The organism is Micromonospora sp. WMMD1076, assembly GCF_029581475.1.
Lineage (GTDB): Bacteria > Actinomycetota > Actinomycetes > Mycobacteriales > Micromonosporaceae > Micromonospora > Micromonospora aurantiaca.
On sequence record NZ_CP120862.1, the window covers coordinates 6,017,501 to 6,034,842 of the forward strand.

Sequence of the window (17,342 nt, forward strand, 5' to 3'; positions counted from 1 at the left end):
CTCGTCGGCCTGGCCGAGCAGCGCGAAGAAGACGCCGAAGAGCAGTCCGGCGGCCAGTGCCATGCCGATCACGCGGCCGGAGACGCGGCGTGCCTCGCCGCGCTCCCCCAGGCTGACCAGCCCGATGGCGACCACGGCGAGCCCGGCGCCGCCGAGCGCTACTGCGCCCGGCGAGTGTGTGAGGACCAGGCCGGCGACGATCGGCACGATCGCCGCGGTGATCGCGGTGACCGGCGCGACGACAGCCATCACACCGGTGGCGAGAGCGCGGTAGAGCAGCATGACGCCGCCCGCGCCCGCCACGCCGGCGAGCAGTCCCCACCCCAGGTCGAGCGGGCTCGGCGTGCCGGGCACCACGAGGACGAGTACGAGCAGCAGCGGAACGCTGAGGATCTGCGACACCACAGTCACGGCGATCGGATCGGCACGTCGGGACGCCTTGCCGCCGGCGAAGTCGGCAGTGCCGAAGGCGAGCGCGGACACGGCGGCGAGGACAATGGGCAGCACCCCGCCGTCGTACCACAATAGTGACCGTGAAGGACAGTGTGATGACCGATACCGGTGGACGGGTCGGCGCGGTGACCTCAGCCGTCGCCCGCCAGGTACGTGAGCTGCGAGCGGCACGCGGCTGGTCGTTCGAGGAACTGGCCGGCCGGTCCGGGGTCAGCAAGGGCATGCTCGTGCAGATCGAGGGGGCGCGCACCAACCCGAGCATCGGCACGCTCTGCCGGGTCGCCGACGCGTTCGGCGTCAGCATCGCCCGGCTGCTGGAGCCGGCCGAACAGAGCACGGTGCGGGTCAGCGCGGCCGACCAGGTGCCGGTGCTGTGGCGCGGCCCGCACGGCGGACTGGCGCGTCTGCTCAGCGGCCTCGGCGAACCCGACCTGGTCGAGCTGTGGGACTGGCGGATGGAACCCGGGGAGGCGTTGCGGTCCCCCGACCACGCCCACGGCACCCGGGAGATCCTGCACGTGCTCGACGGCGTCGCGACAGTCACAGTGGACGGCGTCGACCACGACGTACGCGCCGGCGAGACGGTCGAGTTCCACGCCGACCGGGAGCACGGCTATCGCACGGCCGGTGACGGGCCGGTGCGCCTGATGATGGTGGTGGTCACCCCGTCGGGCGAGTGGGACCGGCGGACCCGTTCACGCGGACCGCGCCCGAGCTGACCCGGGCGCGGTCGCGAAAGGCGATCAGGCCGACTTCTCCTCGCGGTCCCGCCGGCGCCGGCCGGTGAACTCGCGGGGCACGATCGTCGGGTTGACGTTCTCCAGGACGACCTCGCGGGTGATCAGCACCCGGGCGGCGTCGGGGTTGCTCGGCACCTCGTACATCACGGAGAGGAGCACCTCTTCCATGATCGCCCGCAGGCCGCGGGCGCCGGTGCCGCGGAGCATGGCCTGGTCGGCGATGGCCTCCAGCGCGGGCTGCTCGAACTCCAGCTCGACGCCGTCCAGCTCGAACAGGCGCTGGTACTGCCGGACCAGCGCGTTGCGCGGCTCGGTCAGGATCCGCACCAGGGCGCTGCGGTCGAGGCTGCGCACGTTGGTGATCACCGGAAGCCGGCCGATGAACTCGGGGATGAGCCCGAACTTCAGCATGTCCTCCGGCATGACCTGGCTGAAGATGTCGTCGGTCGACCGCTCGGACACCGACCGGAGCCGGGCGCCGAAGCCGGTGCCGCCGGAGCCGGTGCGGGCCTCGATGATCTGGTCGAGCCCGGCGAACGCGCCACCGCAGATGAACAGCACGTTCGTGGTGTCGATCTGGATGAACTCCTGGTGCGGGTGCTTACGCCCGCCCTGCGGCGGCACGTTGGCGACTGTGCCTTCGAGCATCTTCAGCAGCGCCTGCTGCACGCCCTCGCCGGAGACGTCACGGGTGATCGACGGGTTCTCCGACTTGCGGGCGATCTTGTCGACCTCGTCGATGTAGATGATGCCCGTCTCGGCGCGCTTGATGTCGTAGTCGGCGGCCTGGATCAGCTTCAGCAGGATGTTCTCGACGTCCTCACCGACGTAGCCCGCCTCGGTGAGCGCGGTGGCGTCGGCGATCGCGAACGGGACGTTGAGCATCCGGGCGAGCGTCTGCGCCAGGTGCGTCTTGCCGCAGCCGGTCGGGCCGAGCAGCAGGATGTTCGACTTGGCCAGCTCGACGCCGTCCGTGCCGGAGCCCGGCGCGCCCGCGGCCTCGGCCTGGATCCGCTTGTAGTGGTTGTAGACCGCGACGGCGAGCGCCTTCTTGGCCTGCTCCTGACCGACGACGTAGTTGTCGAGGAACTGGCAGATCTCCATCGGCTTGGGAAGCTCTTCCCACTTCACCTCGCCGGACTCGGCCAGCTCCTCTTCGATGATCTCGTTGCAGAGGTCGATGCACTCGTCGCAGATGTAGACACCAGGGCCCGCGATGAGCTTCTTGACCTGCTTCTGCGACTTGCCGCAGAACGAGCACTTCAGTAGGTCGCCGCCGTCACCGATCCGTGCCACCTACGTTCTCCCTGCACTCGTCGGCCGGAACGCCGGCCCTGACCTGCGAGCGCCGGAGCGCCCGTCCGTCCTGTCGTCCCACCATGCTGTCGGCTCCACCTGATCCGACCGGCGGAGCGGTACAGACCCGACGTTACCCGGTGGCCGGGTTTTCTCCGACCCCCAAAACGGGTGTGTCAGAGGTCGACCGGGAACGATACCCCGACCGACCTCCGACCACACGTTGCTCAGCCCGCGGCGTGCGACGCCAGCAGACCCTTCTTGCGGCTGGTCAGGATCGTGTCGACCAGCCCGTACTCCTTGGACTCCTCGGCCGTCATGATCTTGTCACGGTCGATGTCCTTGCGGACCTGCTCGATCGGGCGGTTGCAGTGCCGGGAGAGCATGTCCTCCAGCTGCGTCCGCATCCGCAGGATCTCCCGCGCCTGGATCTCGATGTCCGAGCCCTGGCCGTAACCGCCCTCGGTGGCCGGCTGGTGGATGATGATCCGGGAGTTGGGCAGCGCCATCCGCTTGCCCGGGGTGCCCGCGGAGAGCAGCACCGCCGCCGCGCTCGCCGCCTGCCCGAGGCAGACGGTCTGGATGTCCGGGCGGACGTACTGCATGGTGTCGTAGATCGCCGTCATGGCGGTGAAGGAGCCACCGGGCGAGTTGATGTACATGATGATGTCGCGGTCCGGGTCGGTGCCCTCCAGCGTCAGCAACTGGGCCATCACGTCGTTGGCCGACGCGTCGTCCACCTGGACGCCGAGGAAGATGATCCGGTCCTCGAAGAGCTTGTTGTACGGGTTGGACTCCTTCATCCCGTACGACGTGCGCTCGACGAACGACGGCAGGACGTAGCGGTTGTGCACGGCCGCGAACTGGGGCGGCAGGCTCAGGTCGGTCATCGTCAGCTCCTCGGTCAGCTCAGGGTCCCGGCGCCATCCGGAACCTGCGCGGCCCCGATGATCACCTTGTCGATGAAGCCGTAGTCCATGGCCTCCTGGGCGGTGAACCAGCGGTCACGGTCCGAGTCCGCCTCGATCTGGGCCTGGGCCTGGCCGGTGTGGAACGCGACCCGCTCCTGGAACATCCGCTTGGTGTAGAGCATCTGCTCGGCCTGGATCGCGATGTCCGACGCGGTGCCGCCGAGGCCGCCCGACGGCTGGTGCATCATGATCCGCGCGTGCGGCAGGGCGTAGCGCTTGCCCTTGGTGCCCGCGCAGAGCAGTAGCTGGCCCATCGAGGCCGCCATGCCCATCGCCACCGTCGAGACGTCGTTGTCGATGTACTGCATGGTGTCGTAGATCGCCATGCCGGAGTAGACCGAGCCACCCGGCGAGTTGATCCAGAGGAAGATGTCGCGGTCCGGGTCCTCCGCGGCGAGCAGCAGGAGCTGCGCGCAGATGCGGTTGGCCACCTGGTCGTTCACCTCACTGCCCAGGAAGATGATCCGTTCCTTGAGCAACCGGTTGTAGACCGAGTCGTCGAGGTTGCCAATGGAGTCGCCACCGCGGGCCTCGTTCACCCGGAGCGACTTCTTGGGGATGTGCATGTCGGTCATGGCAGCCCTTCGCTCTCCGTACCGTCCTACCCGACACTAACCGCTCAGCCGGGAGGCGTACTCCCGGTCGGGGCACTGTTCGCTCTCAGCGCAGTCACCCGCACGGCGTACCCCGGAAAGGGTTTCGGCCGCCTCCCGGCGCGCAGCGCGGGACGGCGGCCGACACCCCCGATGGTCAGTGCTGGTGGTCGTGCTCGGCCTCGTTCTGGGCCCGCAGCGCGTCGAGGGAGACCTCGTTGCCCACCGAGTCCTTGATCTTGATCTTCTCCATCACCGCGGCGAGCGCCTTGCCCCGGCGGACGTCGCCGAAGACGGCCGCGGCGGCGCCGGAGCGGACCAGCTGGTCGTAGTACTGCTGCGGGGCCATGCCGGCGCGCTGCGCCCGGTGCACGATCTCGTGACCGAACTCGTCGTCGGAGACCTGCACGTCCTCGGCGTCGGCCAGGGTGTCCAGCAGGAGCTGGATCTTGACGCCGTCGGTCGCCGCCTCGGTCAGCTCGGTGTCGATCTGCTCCTCGGTCTTCTCCTCCGCCGCGAGGTATTCCTCCAGGGAGGCGCCGATGCGCTCGAGCTGGTCGACCATCGCGGCCTTGCGGCTCTCGACCTCCTCCTTGACGACGCCCTCGGGCGCCGGCACCTCGGCGGCGGCCACCATCTGCTCCAGGGCCTTGTCACGGGCGGCGTAGATCTGCTCGACCTGCTTGCCGCGGGTGACCCGCTCCCGCAGGTCGCCGCGCAGCTCGTCGATGGTGTCGAACTCGCTGGCCATCTGCGCGAAGTCGTCGTTGAGCTCGGGCAGCTCCTTCTCCTTGACCGTGCGGACGGTCACCGCCACGTCGGCGTCGCGGCCGGCGTAGTCGCCGCCGACGAGCTGCGTGGTGAAGGTGGTGCTGTCGCCGGCGGCCAGGCCGACCAGCGCCTCGTCCAGACCCGGCAGGAGCTGCTTGCTGCCCACCTCGTGCGAGATGTTGCTCGCCGAACCGCCTGGGACCTCCTCGCCGTCGACAGTGGCGTTCAGGTCGATCTGCACGAAGTCGCCGTCCTGGGCGGCCCGCTCGACGGTCTTCAGCGTGGCGAACCGCTCGCGCAGGCTGTTGATCTGCTCGTCGATCTCGCTGTCGGCGATCTGGATCTCGTCGACGGTCACCTCGATGGTGGCCGGGTCCGGCAGGGTGATCTCCGGCCGGACGTCCACCTCGGCGGTGAAGTTGAGCGAGTCGCCGTCGGCGAACTCGGTGATCTCGACCTCGGGACGGCCGAGCGTCTTCAGGTCGTGCTCCCGGACCGCGGCGAGGATGTTCTGCGGGATCGCCTCCTGCACCGCCTCGTTGAGCACTGTGCCCCGGCCGACCCGCTGGTCGATCACGGCGGACGGGACCTTGCCCCGGCGGAAGCCGGGAACCTGGACCTGCTGGCCGATCTCCCGGTACGCCTTCTTGAGGCTCGGCTCGAGCTCGACGAACGGCACCTCGATGGCGAGCCGCACGCGCGTCGGGCTCAGAGTCTCGACGGTGCTCTTCACAGGCGTACTCCTTGACGGATCCGGGTGTTGATTCTGGGGCGTGATTGCGCGCATCGAGTGTAGGCGAGCCGGCCGACGGCATCGGCAGGGCCCGGGCACCGCGCGGAAAAAACCGGCGGTTCCCGGGACGATCCGGTCGCGAACGACAGTCGGGGTGGCGGGATTTGAACCCACGGCCCCTCGCTCCCAAAGCGAGTGCGCTACCAAGCTGCGCCACACCCCGGTGGCGACGAAGAGTGTATGCCGTCCGGCCACCCGCTGGGGTGACCGGGGGCGCGGCCCGCGCGTGTGCCCGGTGGCGCCGGGCGCCGCCGGGCGCGTTGCCGGGCGTTGCCGGGCGCGTTGCCGGGCGTTGCCGGGCGCCACTTCGGGGAAGTGGCTGGGTCCAGGGGTGCAGGAAGGCGCCACCTCGCCGAAGTTGTGTGGATCTTGACGGTCGGCGGCGTACGCGGGTACGCGCTGCACGGCGGCGGGGGTGATTCGGTACGCTGTCGGCGCGCCCCGCGATGGCGGGGTGCGCGCGGGCGTAGCTCAATGGCAGAGCTTCAGTCTTCCAAACTGACGGTGCGGGTTCGATTCCCGTCGCCCGCTCCACCGACGAAGGCCCAGGCAGACCGCATGGTCACGGCACCTGGGCCTTTCGCATTCCTGCCCATTGTCGGCCTTGCGCCATTCACCGGCGGTGTCAGCCTGTCCCAGCGATCCGGCGATGCAGCGCCGAAGCGATCTCACGATCGCGCTCGCTGGTAGCGTGCTGATAGAGCAGAGCCGCCCGCATGGTGCTGTGACCCATGCGTTAGCCGCCGCGTTTCCCCGCGTAACTGAGGTACGCGCATGGCATCTCGGCCGCCCGGTCCCAGGCGCCTCCTTTTACAGCGACGGGGTAGTTGACCTCTCTGATCCGCCGATCGGCGGTCTCGACCGAGGACCGTATCGACAACGGCTCGCTCTCGAACGCGGTAGAACTAGAGCACTCGATGCGTACCTTGACATCGATCCAGCCGGTACCGCCGGGGCGTAGCAGCTTCGACTGGCCGGTGTCACGGACCTGTATGCCCGGTCGTTGACCGGCAGCCGCACCGACCGTGATCGGCGCGGGACCGGCGTTGATCACTGCCAGCTGCCCGTCCAGCTGGATGACGCCCAGGACTTCGGTACCCGAATCCCCGCTGACGCTGTCTTCAGGTAAGGCCACGAGTACGACCGAAGCATTCCGCTCCCGCTCGTCCCGCGAGACTCGCAGCTCGCTCGCGCCGGCACCGCCGAGCACAACGCCGATCACCAAGGCAGCAACGAGCCGTACATTCATTGTTCGTCTGGACACGAGGCGGTCAGGGACAGTGCCGTCCGAATCCGCCGGCCGGTGATCGTGTTCGTCCAGGTCAATCACTTCGTGCTCCGCCGACATGGCGTCAGCCTAGGGCTCTCCCTGGCCACGCATCGACCGGCTGTACAGCCGAGATCGGGAACCGTGCCGTTGGCGTGCCTTTGGGCGAGGACGTCAGGGGCCGGCCGAGGCCACGCGAGACTGCCGGGACCAGGCCACGGAGACTGTGGCTTGCCAGGGATCGGGAATTCCCAAGCGGACAGTCTGAAAGCGGACGGATTCGGGGGATCTGACCGGCAACCAGGAGCCCACGTGCGCAGGCCGGCGGCTCGCCCCATCTTGATCTCGTAATGCGCAAGGTCATCCGTGCCGTCCGCATTACCGGCAGCCGGATCCGGCAGCCGTCCGCAGCCCCTGGGCGACAGCGACGAGTTTCGTTACCGCGTCCGGTCTGCATTCCCGTGTACCCGATCTCACGACTCTCGGGGAGAACGTCATGACCGCTACGTACCGGAGGCAAGCGTGAAGCTTCTCCTCACATCACCGGCCTGCCTAGTAGTGGTCCTCGATCGGCCGGCGTGCCTCGTCGAACAGCGCCGGCCCGTCGTACCGCACCGGGCGCGTCGCGGACGTCGCGGGCTTGACCTGCTCGAACTGCTCGGTAGACAGCGCGTAGACGACCCGGCCGAGGCCTGATGCGTTGATCGCGACTGTGCACATCGGGCAGGGCTGGCAACTGGTGTACATGGTGGTCGCGACCGCCGCCTCGGGAGCGAGCTGCCGGGCGGCCCAGCGGGCCAGTTTCAGCTCCGGGTGGGCGGTGACGTCCCGGTCGGAGACCACAGTGTTGTGGTCCTCGACCAGGACGGTGCCGTCCGCGCCGACGAGCAGCGACGCGAACGGCCGCTCGCCGGACGCGCCGGCCCGGCCGGCGAGTTCCACGGCGCGGCGCAGGAACGCCTCGTCGTCGGGTGTCATCAGCCCTCCACGTGTTCAGTCCGCGGCGATCTGCTCGACGGATCGGACGGCGACGGCGAGCAGAGCCGGGTCGCCGCTGCGGGCGTACGCGTCGCTCAGGGTGTCGATGAATTTGATCGCGTGCGCGTCCCCGGTGTCCAGCGCCCGCGCCATGACCTCGTCGAGGTCCGGCCCGGCGGCCGGCGGGAGGGAACGGGCCCCGGCCGGGGCGTAGGCGGCGGTGACGGCGGCGGTCGCCGCCCAGGCGGCGGCCAGGCTCGGCTGCCACAGCGTCGGCGGCAGGGCCGGCAGCGTACGCAGGACTGCGTTCGGCGCGGTGGCGGCGTGCACGAGCATCACGGGACCGGCGTACCCGTGCGTGCCGTGCCGGACCACGGCGGCGTCGACGACAGCGGCGAGCCGGGTGGGCACGTCGGCGGCGGCGCCGGGCACGGCCGCCGCGGCGGCCGGCCATCGGTCCAGGTCGGCCAGCTGCGCCAGGCGGGACCGGATGCCGAACCGCTGATCGGGTACGCGGGGCACCGCGTCGAGCGCGGACCGGGCATCGGTTCCGGGGTACGGCCCGGTGCCGGGCGGGGCGATCGGCTGCCAGCGGGCGGCCCAGTAGGCGAGCCCCTGGCCGAGTTCGGCCACCCGCGGTCCGGTCTCGGCGTCGAGGAGCGCGCGCACGGCGTGGCCGACCCGGATGACACCGTGGGTGGCCCCGGCGGCGATGCCCGGCAGCAGGCGCGGCCACCAGCGGGCCAGCACGTCGCGCCACGGGTCGCCGGCCAGCTCGCGGTCGAAGAGGTCGAGCCAGTCACCGGTGCGCACCGGGTCGCCGAGCGGGTCACGCCACTCGTCGGCGGTGATGCGCCGGATGCCGCGGGGGCGTTCCTCCAGCCGGTCGGAGTACGCGTCGATCCAGCGGTGCACCGCCCGCCCGTGGCCGTGGCGCACCAGGGCCTCCGCCGCCATCGGCACGTGGTTGGACAGCCACCCGTCGCGCTCGGGACCGGTGTGGCGTACGCGCTCGTACGCCTCGTCGAGTACGGAGTTCAGCACACCGGGAAGCGTCCGACCTGAAGTTCGGTTCAGGTCAAGCGGCGGCGGATCCGCGCCATCTCCTCCTCGGGGAGCGCGTCGGCCACCAGCAGCCGGGGCAGCAGCTCCGTCTCCAGCGTCGTGGCCCGGAACACCAGCGCCGCCGTCACGTCGTGGTCGGGCCGGTGCACGACCTCGACCGGGTCTCCGGCGCCGACGCCGCCCGGCGTGACCACCCGCAGGTACGCCCCGGGCCGTACCTCCTCGGTGAACCGCTTGATCCAGCCGCGTTCGCCCAGCCACCCCTGGAACGTGCCGCAGGGGATGCGCGGGCAGGAAACCTCCAGCACCAGGTCCGGCCCGATCCGCCACCGCTCGCCGATCAGCGCTCCGTTGACGTCCAGCCCGCCGGTGGTCAGGTTCTCCCCGAAGCTGCCGTCGGCGAGCGGGCGGCCCAGCTCGGCCTCCCAGTGGTCGAGGTCCTCCCGCGCGTACGCGTAGACCGCCTGGTCGGTGCCGCCGTGGTGGGCTACGTCGTAGACCCGGTCACCGGCGAGCCCGACGTCGCCGGTGCCCTTGGGGCCGGGCGCGGTGACGGCGACCCGGCCGTCCACGGGCCGCTTGTCGATGCCTGTGACGCCGCTCCCCTTCCACGGGTTCGGTCGCGGTCGGCCCACGTTGACGGAGATCACCCTCATGACGGCGACGGTATGCGGCCGGGGCCGGACGGGCCAGTCCATTCCCCGGGCCGGGTGCACGGCGAGGCGGCGCGGCCTGCGTACGATGCGGGCCGGACATCCTCGTCGGGTGGTGGAGGTAGCCGCGGATGGCAGGCCAGCAGGACGGTTTCGCCCTCGGCGTGGACCTCGGCACCTCGAACACGGTGGCGGTGCTGCGCTGGCCGGACGGGCGGACCCGCCCGGTGCTCGTCGACGGCCACCCGATCATGCCGTCCGGCGTGTACGCCGACGCGGACGGTCACCTGCACGTCGGTCGGGACGCGCAGCGCCTGGCCCAGGCCGACCCGGCCGGCTACGAGCCGAACCCGAAGCGCCGGGTCGACGAGGAGACAGTGGAGCTGGGCGGGCGGGCGTACCGGCCGGCGGAGCTGCTGGCCGCGACGCTGCGCGCGGTCGCGGACGCGGCGGTGGCGGCGGTCGGGATGCTGCCCCCGGCGGTGGTCACCCATCCGGCGGCCTGGACGCCGGCGCGCCGTCAGGTGCTGCACGACGCGCTGGAACTCGCCGGCTGGCCGGCGGCGGCCGAGCACACGCTGGCCGGGCCGATCGCGCCCGGCACCCGCCTGCTGCGTGAGCCGGTGGCCGCGGCGCGCTACTTCACGCAGGTGCTGCGCCGGCCGGTGCCGGTGGGCGGCGCGGTCGCGGTGTTCGACTTCGGCGGCGGCACGCTCGACGTCGCGGTGCTGCGCAACGAGGGCGCCGACCCGTGGGGCGACTCCGGCTTCCAGCTGGTCGCCACCGGCGGGATCCCCGACCTCGGCGGTCTCGACCTGGACGCGGCCCTGCTCGGTCGGCTCGGCGAGCTGGTCGGCCCGGCCCATCCGCGCGAGTGGGCCCGGCTGGCCGACCCGGCGACCACCGCCGAGCGGCGGGACCGCCAGCAACTGTGGGACAACGTGCGCGGCGCGAAGGAGATGCTGTCCCGGGCCATCGTGGCGCCGATCGCCGTACCGGGGGTGGAGGCGGCGGTCCCGCTGTCCCGGGAGGACTTCGAACGCCTCGCCGCGCCGCTGCTGGCCCGGGCGGTGACGGAGACCCGCGAGGTGACCGCCGCCGCCGGGCTGCGTCCGGAGCAGCTCTCCGGCCTGTTCCTGGTCGGCGGGTCGACCCGGGTGCCGCTGGTGGCCCGGCTGCTGCACGCCGAGCTGGGCATCGCGCCGACGGTGCTGGAACAGCCGGAGATGCCTGTCGCCGAGGGCGCGCTCACCGACCTGCCGCTGCCCAGGCGGCCCGGTCGTCCCGGCGTGCCGGTCCAGGCCGCGCCGGCACCACCCGCGCCGACGCAACCCGAATCGACACGGCCCGCGCCGGCCGCGGGCGGGACCGACGCCGCCACGGTCCCCGCCGGTGCGACGAGGCCGAACCCGGCCGCGCCGCTCGGCGGTCCGGACGCGGCGTCCGCCGGACCGCACGGCACGCTGGTCGCCGACGGCCCCGTCCCGCAGACAGCCGCCACGAGGTACGACGGCACGCCGGGCCCGGTTCCGCCACAGCCCACGAGGTACGACCACATGCCGCCCGCCCACGGGCCGGTTCCGCCGCACCCGGCCGCGGGCTACGGCGTACCCGGACCGTCCGCTCCCCCGCCCGGCGGCGGCTGGCAGCCCGGCGTACCCGGGGCGCCGTTCTCCCCCGCGCCGGGCGGCGTCCGGCCCGGCGGCGGCCGGCCCCGGCGCGGCCGGTGGATCGCGTTCGGCGCGGGTCTCGTGGTCGTCGCCGTGGCGGCGTCGGTGCTGCTCTGGGTGTTCCGGGACCGGCATCCGGCGCTGGACTTCCACACCGCGGAGCTGGTGAGGACGGTGTCCGCCGGTGACACTCGGCCGGACCAGATGTTCACCGCGACGCTCGGGGAACGCGCCTACCTGGCCCGTTCGCTGCCCGACGGCCACCTGCACGTGACAGCCGTCGAGGCGGCCACCGGCCGGACGGTCTGGGAGAAGCGGACCGACGCGACAGCGCAGCGGTGGGCGGGGATCCGGGCGCTGCCCGACGGGCTGCTCGTCCTCGGCGACGCCACCGGAAGCGACACCCCCCGCGTGCTCGCGGTGCTCGACGACGATTCCGGCAAGCAGCGCTGGCGGACCGACGTCGGCCGCGACGACACCCTGTACCTCGGGCCCGACACGATGGTCCGGCTGGACCGCACCGGCGAACGCCTGGTCGGGCTGCGGCTGGACGACGGCCGGCAGCGGTGGGAACGGCCCAACCCGCGCACCGAGTACGGCGACGCGCGCACGAAGGTGGTCCCGGTCGGCACCGGCGCGGCACTGGACGGGCCCGGGAACGCCGAGGGCTCGCCGAACGCACCGTGGGCGGGGAGGGCGGAGCGGCTCGTGCAGGTCGGCGCGGACCGGTCGGTCCGGGTCGTGGACATGCACAGCGGGAAGATCCTCAAGAACCGGGGCAACGTCGCCGGGCTCGACTATCCGGTGGCCGCCCGCGACGACCGGCTGTACGTGGCGGAGAACGAGCGCGGTCTGCGGCTGCTCGCCTACGACCTGGGCGGTCTCGGCACGCCGAGCGTGCTGTACGAGGCGCCGGAGCAGGGCGGCCGGGTGAAGGATCTCGTCACCTGCGGGGAGCGTCGGGTGTGCCTGCTGGAGACGCCCGGCAGCGGCGCCGACGACACCCGGGTGGTGGCGGCGACCGAGGGTGAGGGCAGCCGGCAGTGGCCGGCGCCGAGGGCCGAGTCGCTGGTGCCGGTGGGTGAGCACGTGCTGGCCGGGCGGGACTCGCCGGACGCGGTGACGCTGTTCGCGCCGGACGGCACGGCGGTGCTGCGCGACCGGGACGGGACGGCGGTCCGGCTGGACGCCGGCAACCTGCTGATCTTCTCCGAGGCGCCGAGCGCATACGAGGACGACCGCGTCCTCGCCGGGACGGCTGTGGACGGCAAGCCGGTCGAGATGGGGCAGCTCAAGCAGATCCGCAGCGAGTCCTGCTCGTGGAACACCGAGATGCTGGTGTGCGGCGCGGAGAAGGAGTTCCGGTTGTACCGGTTCGCCGGCTGACCGGAAGTGAGCTTGACAGCGATCGATGCCTCGGCTGGTGTGAACGGCAGAGAGATCGACGAGTCGACGCTGTTCCTGGGCAGCGCGCGGCGCATCGTCGGCGCGATCGCGGCCGAGCGCGGCACCGTCACCTGGCCGTCGCAGACCGGCCCGGTCGCCGACGTGCTCTACTCGGCGGCCGGCAACTCGGCCGACCAGCTCCACTACGAGCTGGGCATCTTCGCCTGGGGCTTCGAGGTCGGAAACGACAGGTGGAACGAGGCCACCGGCCAGTGGGAGGGCGTCGGCTTCCAGCCGCCGTTCGACGAGGCGCACGCCGAGGCGCAGGAGTACGCCGGCGGTCTGATGCGCATCGGTCCGTCCGGGCGCGGCCGGCCCGGCCGTCTCAGTCCGCGGTGCCGAGGTCGCGGAAGACGGCGAGCGCGCCCGGGTCGTCGATGGTCGCCGGCACCGGCTCGTCGCGCCCCTCCACCAGGCCCCGCATGGTGCGGCGCAGGATCTTCCCGGAGCGCGTCTTGGGCAGCGCCGGCACCACTGTCACCCGGCGGAACGCCGCCACCGGGCCGATCCGCTGCCGGACCAGCGCGACCAGCTCGGCGGCGAGCGCGTCCGGGTCCACGTCGGCGCCGGCCTTGAGCACCACGTAACCGCTGGGCACCTGTCCCTTGAGCGCGTCGGCCACGCCGATCACCGCGCACTCGGCCACCGCCGGGTGCGTCGCCAGGACCTCCTCCATCGCGCCTGTGGACAGGCGGTGCCCGGCCACGTTGATGACGTCGTCGGTGCGGCCCATCACGTACAGGTAGCCGTCCTCGTCGAACCGGCCGCCGTCGCCGGTCAGGTAGTGGCCGGGGAAGGTGGACAGGTAGGAGCGGACGAACCGCTCGTCGTCACCCCAGAGCGTGGGCAGGCAGCCGGGCGGCAGCGGCAGCCGGATCACGATGGAGCCGTCCGTGCCGGGCGGCACGTCCCGGCCCGCGCCGTCGACCACGCGCACGTCGTAGCCGGGCACCGGCACCGTCGGCGACCCGGGCTTGATCGGCAGCGGCTCCAGGCCGCGCGGGTTGGCCGCCACCGGCCAGCCGGTCTCCGTCTGCCACCAGTTGTCCACCACGGGTACGCCGAGCCGCTCCCCCGCCCAGGCCCAGGTGTCCGGGTCCAGCCGCTCGCCGGCGAGGAAGAGGGTACGCAGCGCACTGAGGTCGTACCGGGAGATGTGGCTGCCGTCCGGGTCCTGGCGCCGGATCGCCCGGATCGCGGTGGGCGCGGTGAACAGCGCGGCCACCCGGTGCTCGGCGGCGACCCGCCAGAACGCCCCGGCGTCGGGGGTGCCGACCGGCTTGCCCTCGTAGAGCACCGTCGTCGCGCCGGTGAGCAACGGCGCGTACACGATGTAGGAGTGGCCGACCACCCAGCCCACGTCGGAGGCGGCCCAGAAGACCTCGCCCGGCTCGATGCCATAGACGTGGCGCATCGACCACCGCAGCGCCACCGCGTGCCCGCCGTTGTCCCGCACCACGCCCTTGGGCCGGCCGGTGGTGCCGGAGGTGTAGAGGACGTACAGCGGGTCGGTGGCGGCCACCGGCTCGCACGGCGCCGGTTCCGCGTCCGCCATCACCTCGGCCCAGGTCAGGTCGCGGCCCGGCACCAGCGGGGCCGGCTCCTGCGGACGCTGCACCACCACGCAGTGCTCCGGCGCGTGCGCGGCCTCGTCCAGCGCGGCGGCCAGGATCGGGTGGTACGGCACCACCCGGTCGGCCTCGATGCCGCAGGAGGTCGCCACCACCACCTTCGGGCGCGCGTCGTCGATCCGGACGGCCAGCTCGTGCGCGGCGAAGCCGCCGAAGACCACCGAGTGCACCGCGCCGATCCGGGCGCAGGCCAGCATGGCGATCACCGCCTCCGGGACCATCGCCAGGTAGAGCAGCACCCGGTCGCCCCGGCCGACGCCGAGCCGGCGCAGCGCCCCGGCGAACCGGGCGGTCTCGGCGAGCAGTTCGGCGTAGGTGAGGGTACGTACCGTGCCGGTGACCGGGCTGTCGTGGATCAGCGCGGGCTGGTCGCCGCGCCCGGCGGCGACGTGCCGGTCCAGCGCGTTGTGGCAGGTGTTCAGCACCCCGTCGGGGAACCAGCGGTACAGCGGCGCCGCCTCCTCGTCGAGGATGCGCTCCGGCGGGATGACCCAGTCGATGTCGGCCGCCGCGTCCCGCCAGAAGCCGGCCGGGTCGGCGATGCTCCGCTCGTACGCTGATCGATACGCGCCCATGCCGCCATGCTGCGCCACGGCGCCGCGCCGGCACGACGGCCGGACGGGTCCGGTGCGCCGGAAGCACGCCCCGGCTCGCTGAACGGCCACTCACGGCGGTGGGCGGTACCCGTCGCCTGTCGTCTCCGGCGGCCCGGGTCGCGTCGCCGAAGGCGGACGAGCAGCGGTGACGGCTCAGCCCAACGGGCGACGGATGAAGTCCGCGGGGCGGGGTAAGGCAGCACGGTCCTGGTGGAGCGACGACCGGTGTCGCGGCGTACCGCGGCCGGGCACGCGGGCGGGCGGCGCGGATGCCGCCCGCCCGCACATCCCGGGACCGACCTGGGCAAACCGAGTTTGATCAATGGCGGGCATCGACTAGCGCGCCGTGCTGGGCCTCGCCGCGTGCGGCGACGGGAAGCCCTCGACCACGGCCGGGCCGGCGGCCACCTCGGCCTCCGCCGTCCCGTCCTCGCCGACCGCCTTCTGACGCCGACGCCCCGGGTCGTCCGTCCGGCGCGTACCGGACGGACGACCCGTCGGCTCAGTTGCCGGTCACCCAGTTCCAGGCGGAGACCACCCACTCGGTCTGCTGGAGATACGCCACACCGACGCCGACCAGGAACAACGCGGTGACCAGGTGGGCGCCCCGGGCGGTGCGGCGCACCCGGCCGAACTGCCGCTCCAGGATCAGCCGGCCGAGCAGCCGGGCCAGCGCGAACAGGCCGACCGCGGTGAGCAGGCTGAGCACGAACGTCAGCAGCGGGGCGACCAGGTTGCCCCGCCCGGAGATCGCCCAGATGCCCCAGCACACGAACGCGAACAGCGCGCCCGCGGCACTCAGCTCCCCGCCCTTGCGCGCCTGGGCCAGGTGCCAGCTCATCGGCCGGCGGGGTGCCGGCTCCGCCGCCCAGTCGCCGTGCTCGACGGTGGGGAACTGCTCGGTACGGGGCGTACGCGACGGGCGCGGCTGACCGACAGCCGCCACCCCGCGCTGGAACGCGTCCCGCTGCGGGGGCACCACCCCCGGCTGGGGCGGCACCTCCACGGTGCGCTCGGCCCACGGCTGTGTCTGGTCCGCCATCTTCGTCCTCCCCCTCGACCGATTCCGGCCTCGGTTCCGAGGGTAGCCAGCCCGCAAATAGGGTGCCGACCCCCATCGCGGTGCGATACACACGTGCCGTGACTGACGTGGTGGTATCCCGGGCCGAGGACTTCGACGACATCGCGGCGCTGCTGGCGCTGGCCTTCCACGGCGAGCTCGACCCCGAGGTGCAGGCGCTCGAACGCCCGATCTTCGAGCCGGACCGGTCGCTGCTGGTCCGCGACGGCGGCACGGCGGTGGCACACGCCGCCGCGTTCAGCCGCGACCTCGCGGTGCCCGGCGCGGACCTGCCGGCCGCGCACGTGACGATGGTCGCGGTCGCGCCGACGCACCGGCGGCGCGGCCTGCTCACCCGGCTGATGCGGCGCCAGCTGCGGGACGTCCGCGACGCCGGCCGGGAGCCGATCGCGGTGCTCTGGGCCAGCGAGGGCCGCATCTACCCCCGTTTCGGCTACGGGTCGGCGGCCCCGCGCTACGTGCTGTCGGTGGACACCACCGGCCTGCGGCTGCCCGCACCGGCGCCCGCCGAGGGCAGGCTGCGACTGGACCGTCCGGACGCGCACCGGGACGAGCTGGCCCGGCTGTACGAGCGGGTCCGCGCCGAACGTCCCGGCTGGTCCCGGCGCGACGAGCGCTGGTGGTCGTACGTGCTGGCGGACCTCAAGGCGCACCGGGGCGGTGCCACCGAGCGCCGGGTGCTGCTGCACGAGGGCGCCGACGGCCTCGACGGGTACGCGCTCTACCGGACGAAGGACAACTCGCCGGCCACCGGGCCGCAGGCGGAGGTGCAGGTCGGCGAGGTGGTGGCGGCGACGCCCGAGGCGTACACGGCGCTGTGGCGGCTGCTGCTCTCGGTCGACCTGACCCGCCGGCTGTCGTTCCCGATCGCGGCCCTGGACGAGCCGCTGCTGCGGCTGGTGGACGAGCCTCGCCAGCTCTCCCCGCAGCTCGCCGACGCGCTCTGGGTACGGGTGGTGGACGTGCCGGCCGCGCTCGCCGCCCGGCGCTACGCCACCGGCGTCGACGTGGTGATCGAGGTCACCGACGAGCTGCTGGAGGAGAACACCGGCCGCTGGCGTCTGGTCGGCGGACCCGACGGGGCAGAGTGCACGCCCACCACCGCCCCGGCCGGGCTGGCATGTGACGTACGCGCTCTCGGCGAGATGTACCTCGGCGGCGCGAACCCGTACGCGCTGGCCGCCGCCGGCCGCGTCCAGGAGCTGATCCCGCAGACCTTGACCGAGCTGACACCCGCCTTCACCTGGCACCGCACCCCCTCCCCCATGGAGGTCTTCTGACCGCCACCTCTCACCCCGTCGATCATGAGGTTGGCGGCGCGAACCGTCCGGTTTGTCC

Annotated in this window: 14 protein-coding genes, 2 tRNA genes and 1 pseudogene (1 of these 17 cut by a window edge); 5 read left to right on the top strand and 12 right to left on the bottom strand. The window is 72.6% G+C overall.

The features are described 5' to 3' along the window. Positions 1 to 507, bottom strand: the 5' portion of a protein-coding gene (locus tag O7622_RS27150; RefSeq protein ID WP_282310949.1) for an EamA family transporter. Its footprint begins 327 nt before the window's first position; 507 of the gene's 834 nt are visible here — the first part of the coding sequence; it begins with the start codon at positions 505 to 507; its stop codon lies off the left edge, out of view. 41 nt (positions 508 to 548) lie between these two features. Here O7622_RS27150 and O7622_RS27155 point away from each other — a divergent pair, with 41 nt between their 5' ends. Beyond that, positions 549 to 1,172 (top strand): helix-turn-helix domain-containing protein, encoded by a 624-nt coding sequence (locus tag O7622_RS27155; protein ID WP_282310950.1) that lies wholly within the window; start codon positions 549 to 551, stop codon positions 1,170 to 1,172. Positions 1,173 to 1,196: 24 nt separating this feature from the next. On the opposite strand, the gene clpX is transcribed toward O7622_RS27155, so the two are convergent. From clpX to O7622_RS27180, 5 genes are all read right to left on the bottom strand, one after another. Continuing rightward, positions 1,197 to 2,489, bottom strand: a complete 1,293-nt coding sequence (gene clpX / locus O7622_RS27160; protein WP_013288033.1) for an ATP-dependent Clp protease ATP-binding subunit ClpX — start codon at positions 2,487 to 2,489, stop codon at positions 1,197 to 1,199. A gap of 227 nt (positions 2,490 to 2,716) precedes the next feature. Next, entirely contained in the window at positions 2,717 to 3,379 is a 663-nt protein-coding gene (locus O7622_RS27165; RefSeq protein ID WP_013288034.1) for an ATP-dependent Clp protease proteolytic subunit, read from the bottom strand. A 14-nt stretch (positions 3,380 to 3,393) separates the two neighbouring features. Continuing rightward, on the bottom strand, positions 3,394 to 4,035 hold the full coding sequence (locus O7622_RS27170) for an ATP-dependent Clp protease proteolytic subunit (RefSeq protein ID WP_073830695.1): 642 nt from the start codon (positions 4,033 to 4,035) through the stop codon (positions 3,394 to 3,396). 175 nt (positions 4,036 to 4,210) lie between these two features. Next, positions 4,211 to 5,557: a trigger factor gene (tig, locus tag O7622_RS27175; protein WP_282310951.1), complete on the bottom strand. Its 1,347-nt coding sequence runs from the start codon at positions 5,555 to 5,557 to the stop codon at positions 4,211 to 4,213. 149 nt (positions 5,558 to 5,706) lie between these two features. Continuing rightward, positions 5,707 to 5,780: transfer RNA gene (locus O7622_RS27180), tRNA-Pro, on the bottom strand. A 297-nt stretch (positions 5,781 to 6,077) separates the two neighbouring features. Between O7622_RS27180 and O7622_RS27185 the strand changes: the two genes are divergently transcribed. After that, positions 6,078 to 6,151, top strand: a tRNA-Gly gene (locus tag O7622_RS27185). Between the two features lie 202 nt (positions 6,152 to 6,353). On the opposite strand, the gene O7622_RS27190 is transcribed toward O7622_RS27185, so the two are convergent. The 4 genes from O7622_RS27190 to O7622_RS27205 form a co-directional block, all read right to left on the bottom strand. Then, positions 6,354 to 6,965, bottom strand: coding sequence for a hypothetical protein (locus O7622_RS27190; RefSeq protein WP_282310952.1), 612 nt, complete (start codon positions 6,963 to 6,965; stop codon positions 6,354 to 6,356). 471 nt (positions 6,966 to 7,436) lie between these two features. Further along, complete coding sequence (locus tag O7622_RS27195; protein ID WP_282310953.1) at positions 7,437 to 7,862, bottom strand: nucleoside deaminase; 426 nt, start codon at positions 7,860 to 7,862, stop codon at positions 7,437 to 7,439. A 15-nt stretch (positions 7,863 to 7,877) separates the two neighbouring features. Next, positions 7,878 to 8,906: a questin oxidase family protein gene (locus tag O7622_RS27200; RefSeq protein ID WP_282310954.1), complete on the bottom strand. Its 1,029-nt coding sequence runs from the start codon at positions 8,904 to 8,906 to the stop codon at positions 7,878 to 7,880. 29 nt (positions 8,907 to 8,935) lie between these two features. Continuing rightward, positions 8,936 to 9,583, bottom strand: a complete 648-nt coding sequence (locus tag O7622_RS27205; RefSeq protein WP_282310955.1) for an MOSC domain-containing protein — start codon at positions 9,581 to 9,583, stop codon at positions 8,936 to 8,938. 128 nt (positions 9,584 to 9,711) lie between these two features. Between O7622_RS27205 and O7622_RS27210 the strand changes: the two genes are divergently transcribed. Continuing rightward, a complete protein-coding gene (locus O7622_RS27210) occupies positions 9,712 to 12,636 on the top strand; it encodes an Hsp70 family protein (protein WP_282310956.1) in 2,925 nt (974 codons plus the stop codon). A gap of 54 nt (positions 12,637 to 12,690) precedes the next feature. Next, positions 12,691 to 12,984 (top strand): annotated as a pseudogene (locus tag O7622_RS27215) (peptidase M14); the annotation flags it as partial. Positions 12,985 to 13,021: 37 nt separating this feature from the next. Here O7622_RS27215 and O7622_RS27220 read toward each other — a convergent pair. Next, positions 13,022 to 14,902: a propionyl-CoA synthetase gene (locus O7622_RS27220; RefSeq protein ID WP_282310957.1), complete on the bottom strand. Its 1,881-nt coding sequence runs from the start codon at positions 14,900 to 14,902 to the stop codon at positions 13,022 to 13,024. Between the two features lie 523 nt (positions 14,903 to 15,425). After that, positions 15,426 to 15,965: a hypothetical protein gene (locus tag O7622_RS27225; protein ID WP_282310958.1), complete on the bottom strand. Its 540-nt coding sequence runs from the start codon at positions 15,963 to 15,965 to the stop codon at positions 15,426 to 15,428. A gap of 98 nt (positions 15,966 to 16,063) precedes the next feature. On the opposite strand from O7622_RS27225, the gene O7622_RS27230 reads away from it, so the two are divergent. Then, positions 16,064 to 17,284 (top strand): GNAT family N-acetyltransferase, encoded by a 1,221-nt coding sequence (locus tag O7622_RS27230; protein ID WP_282310959.1) that lies wholly within the window; start codon positions 16,064 to 16,066, stop codon positions 17,282 to 17,284. Positions 17,285 to 17,342 lie beyond the last annotated feature (58 nt).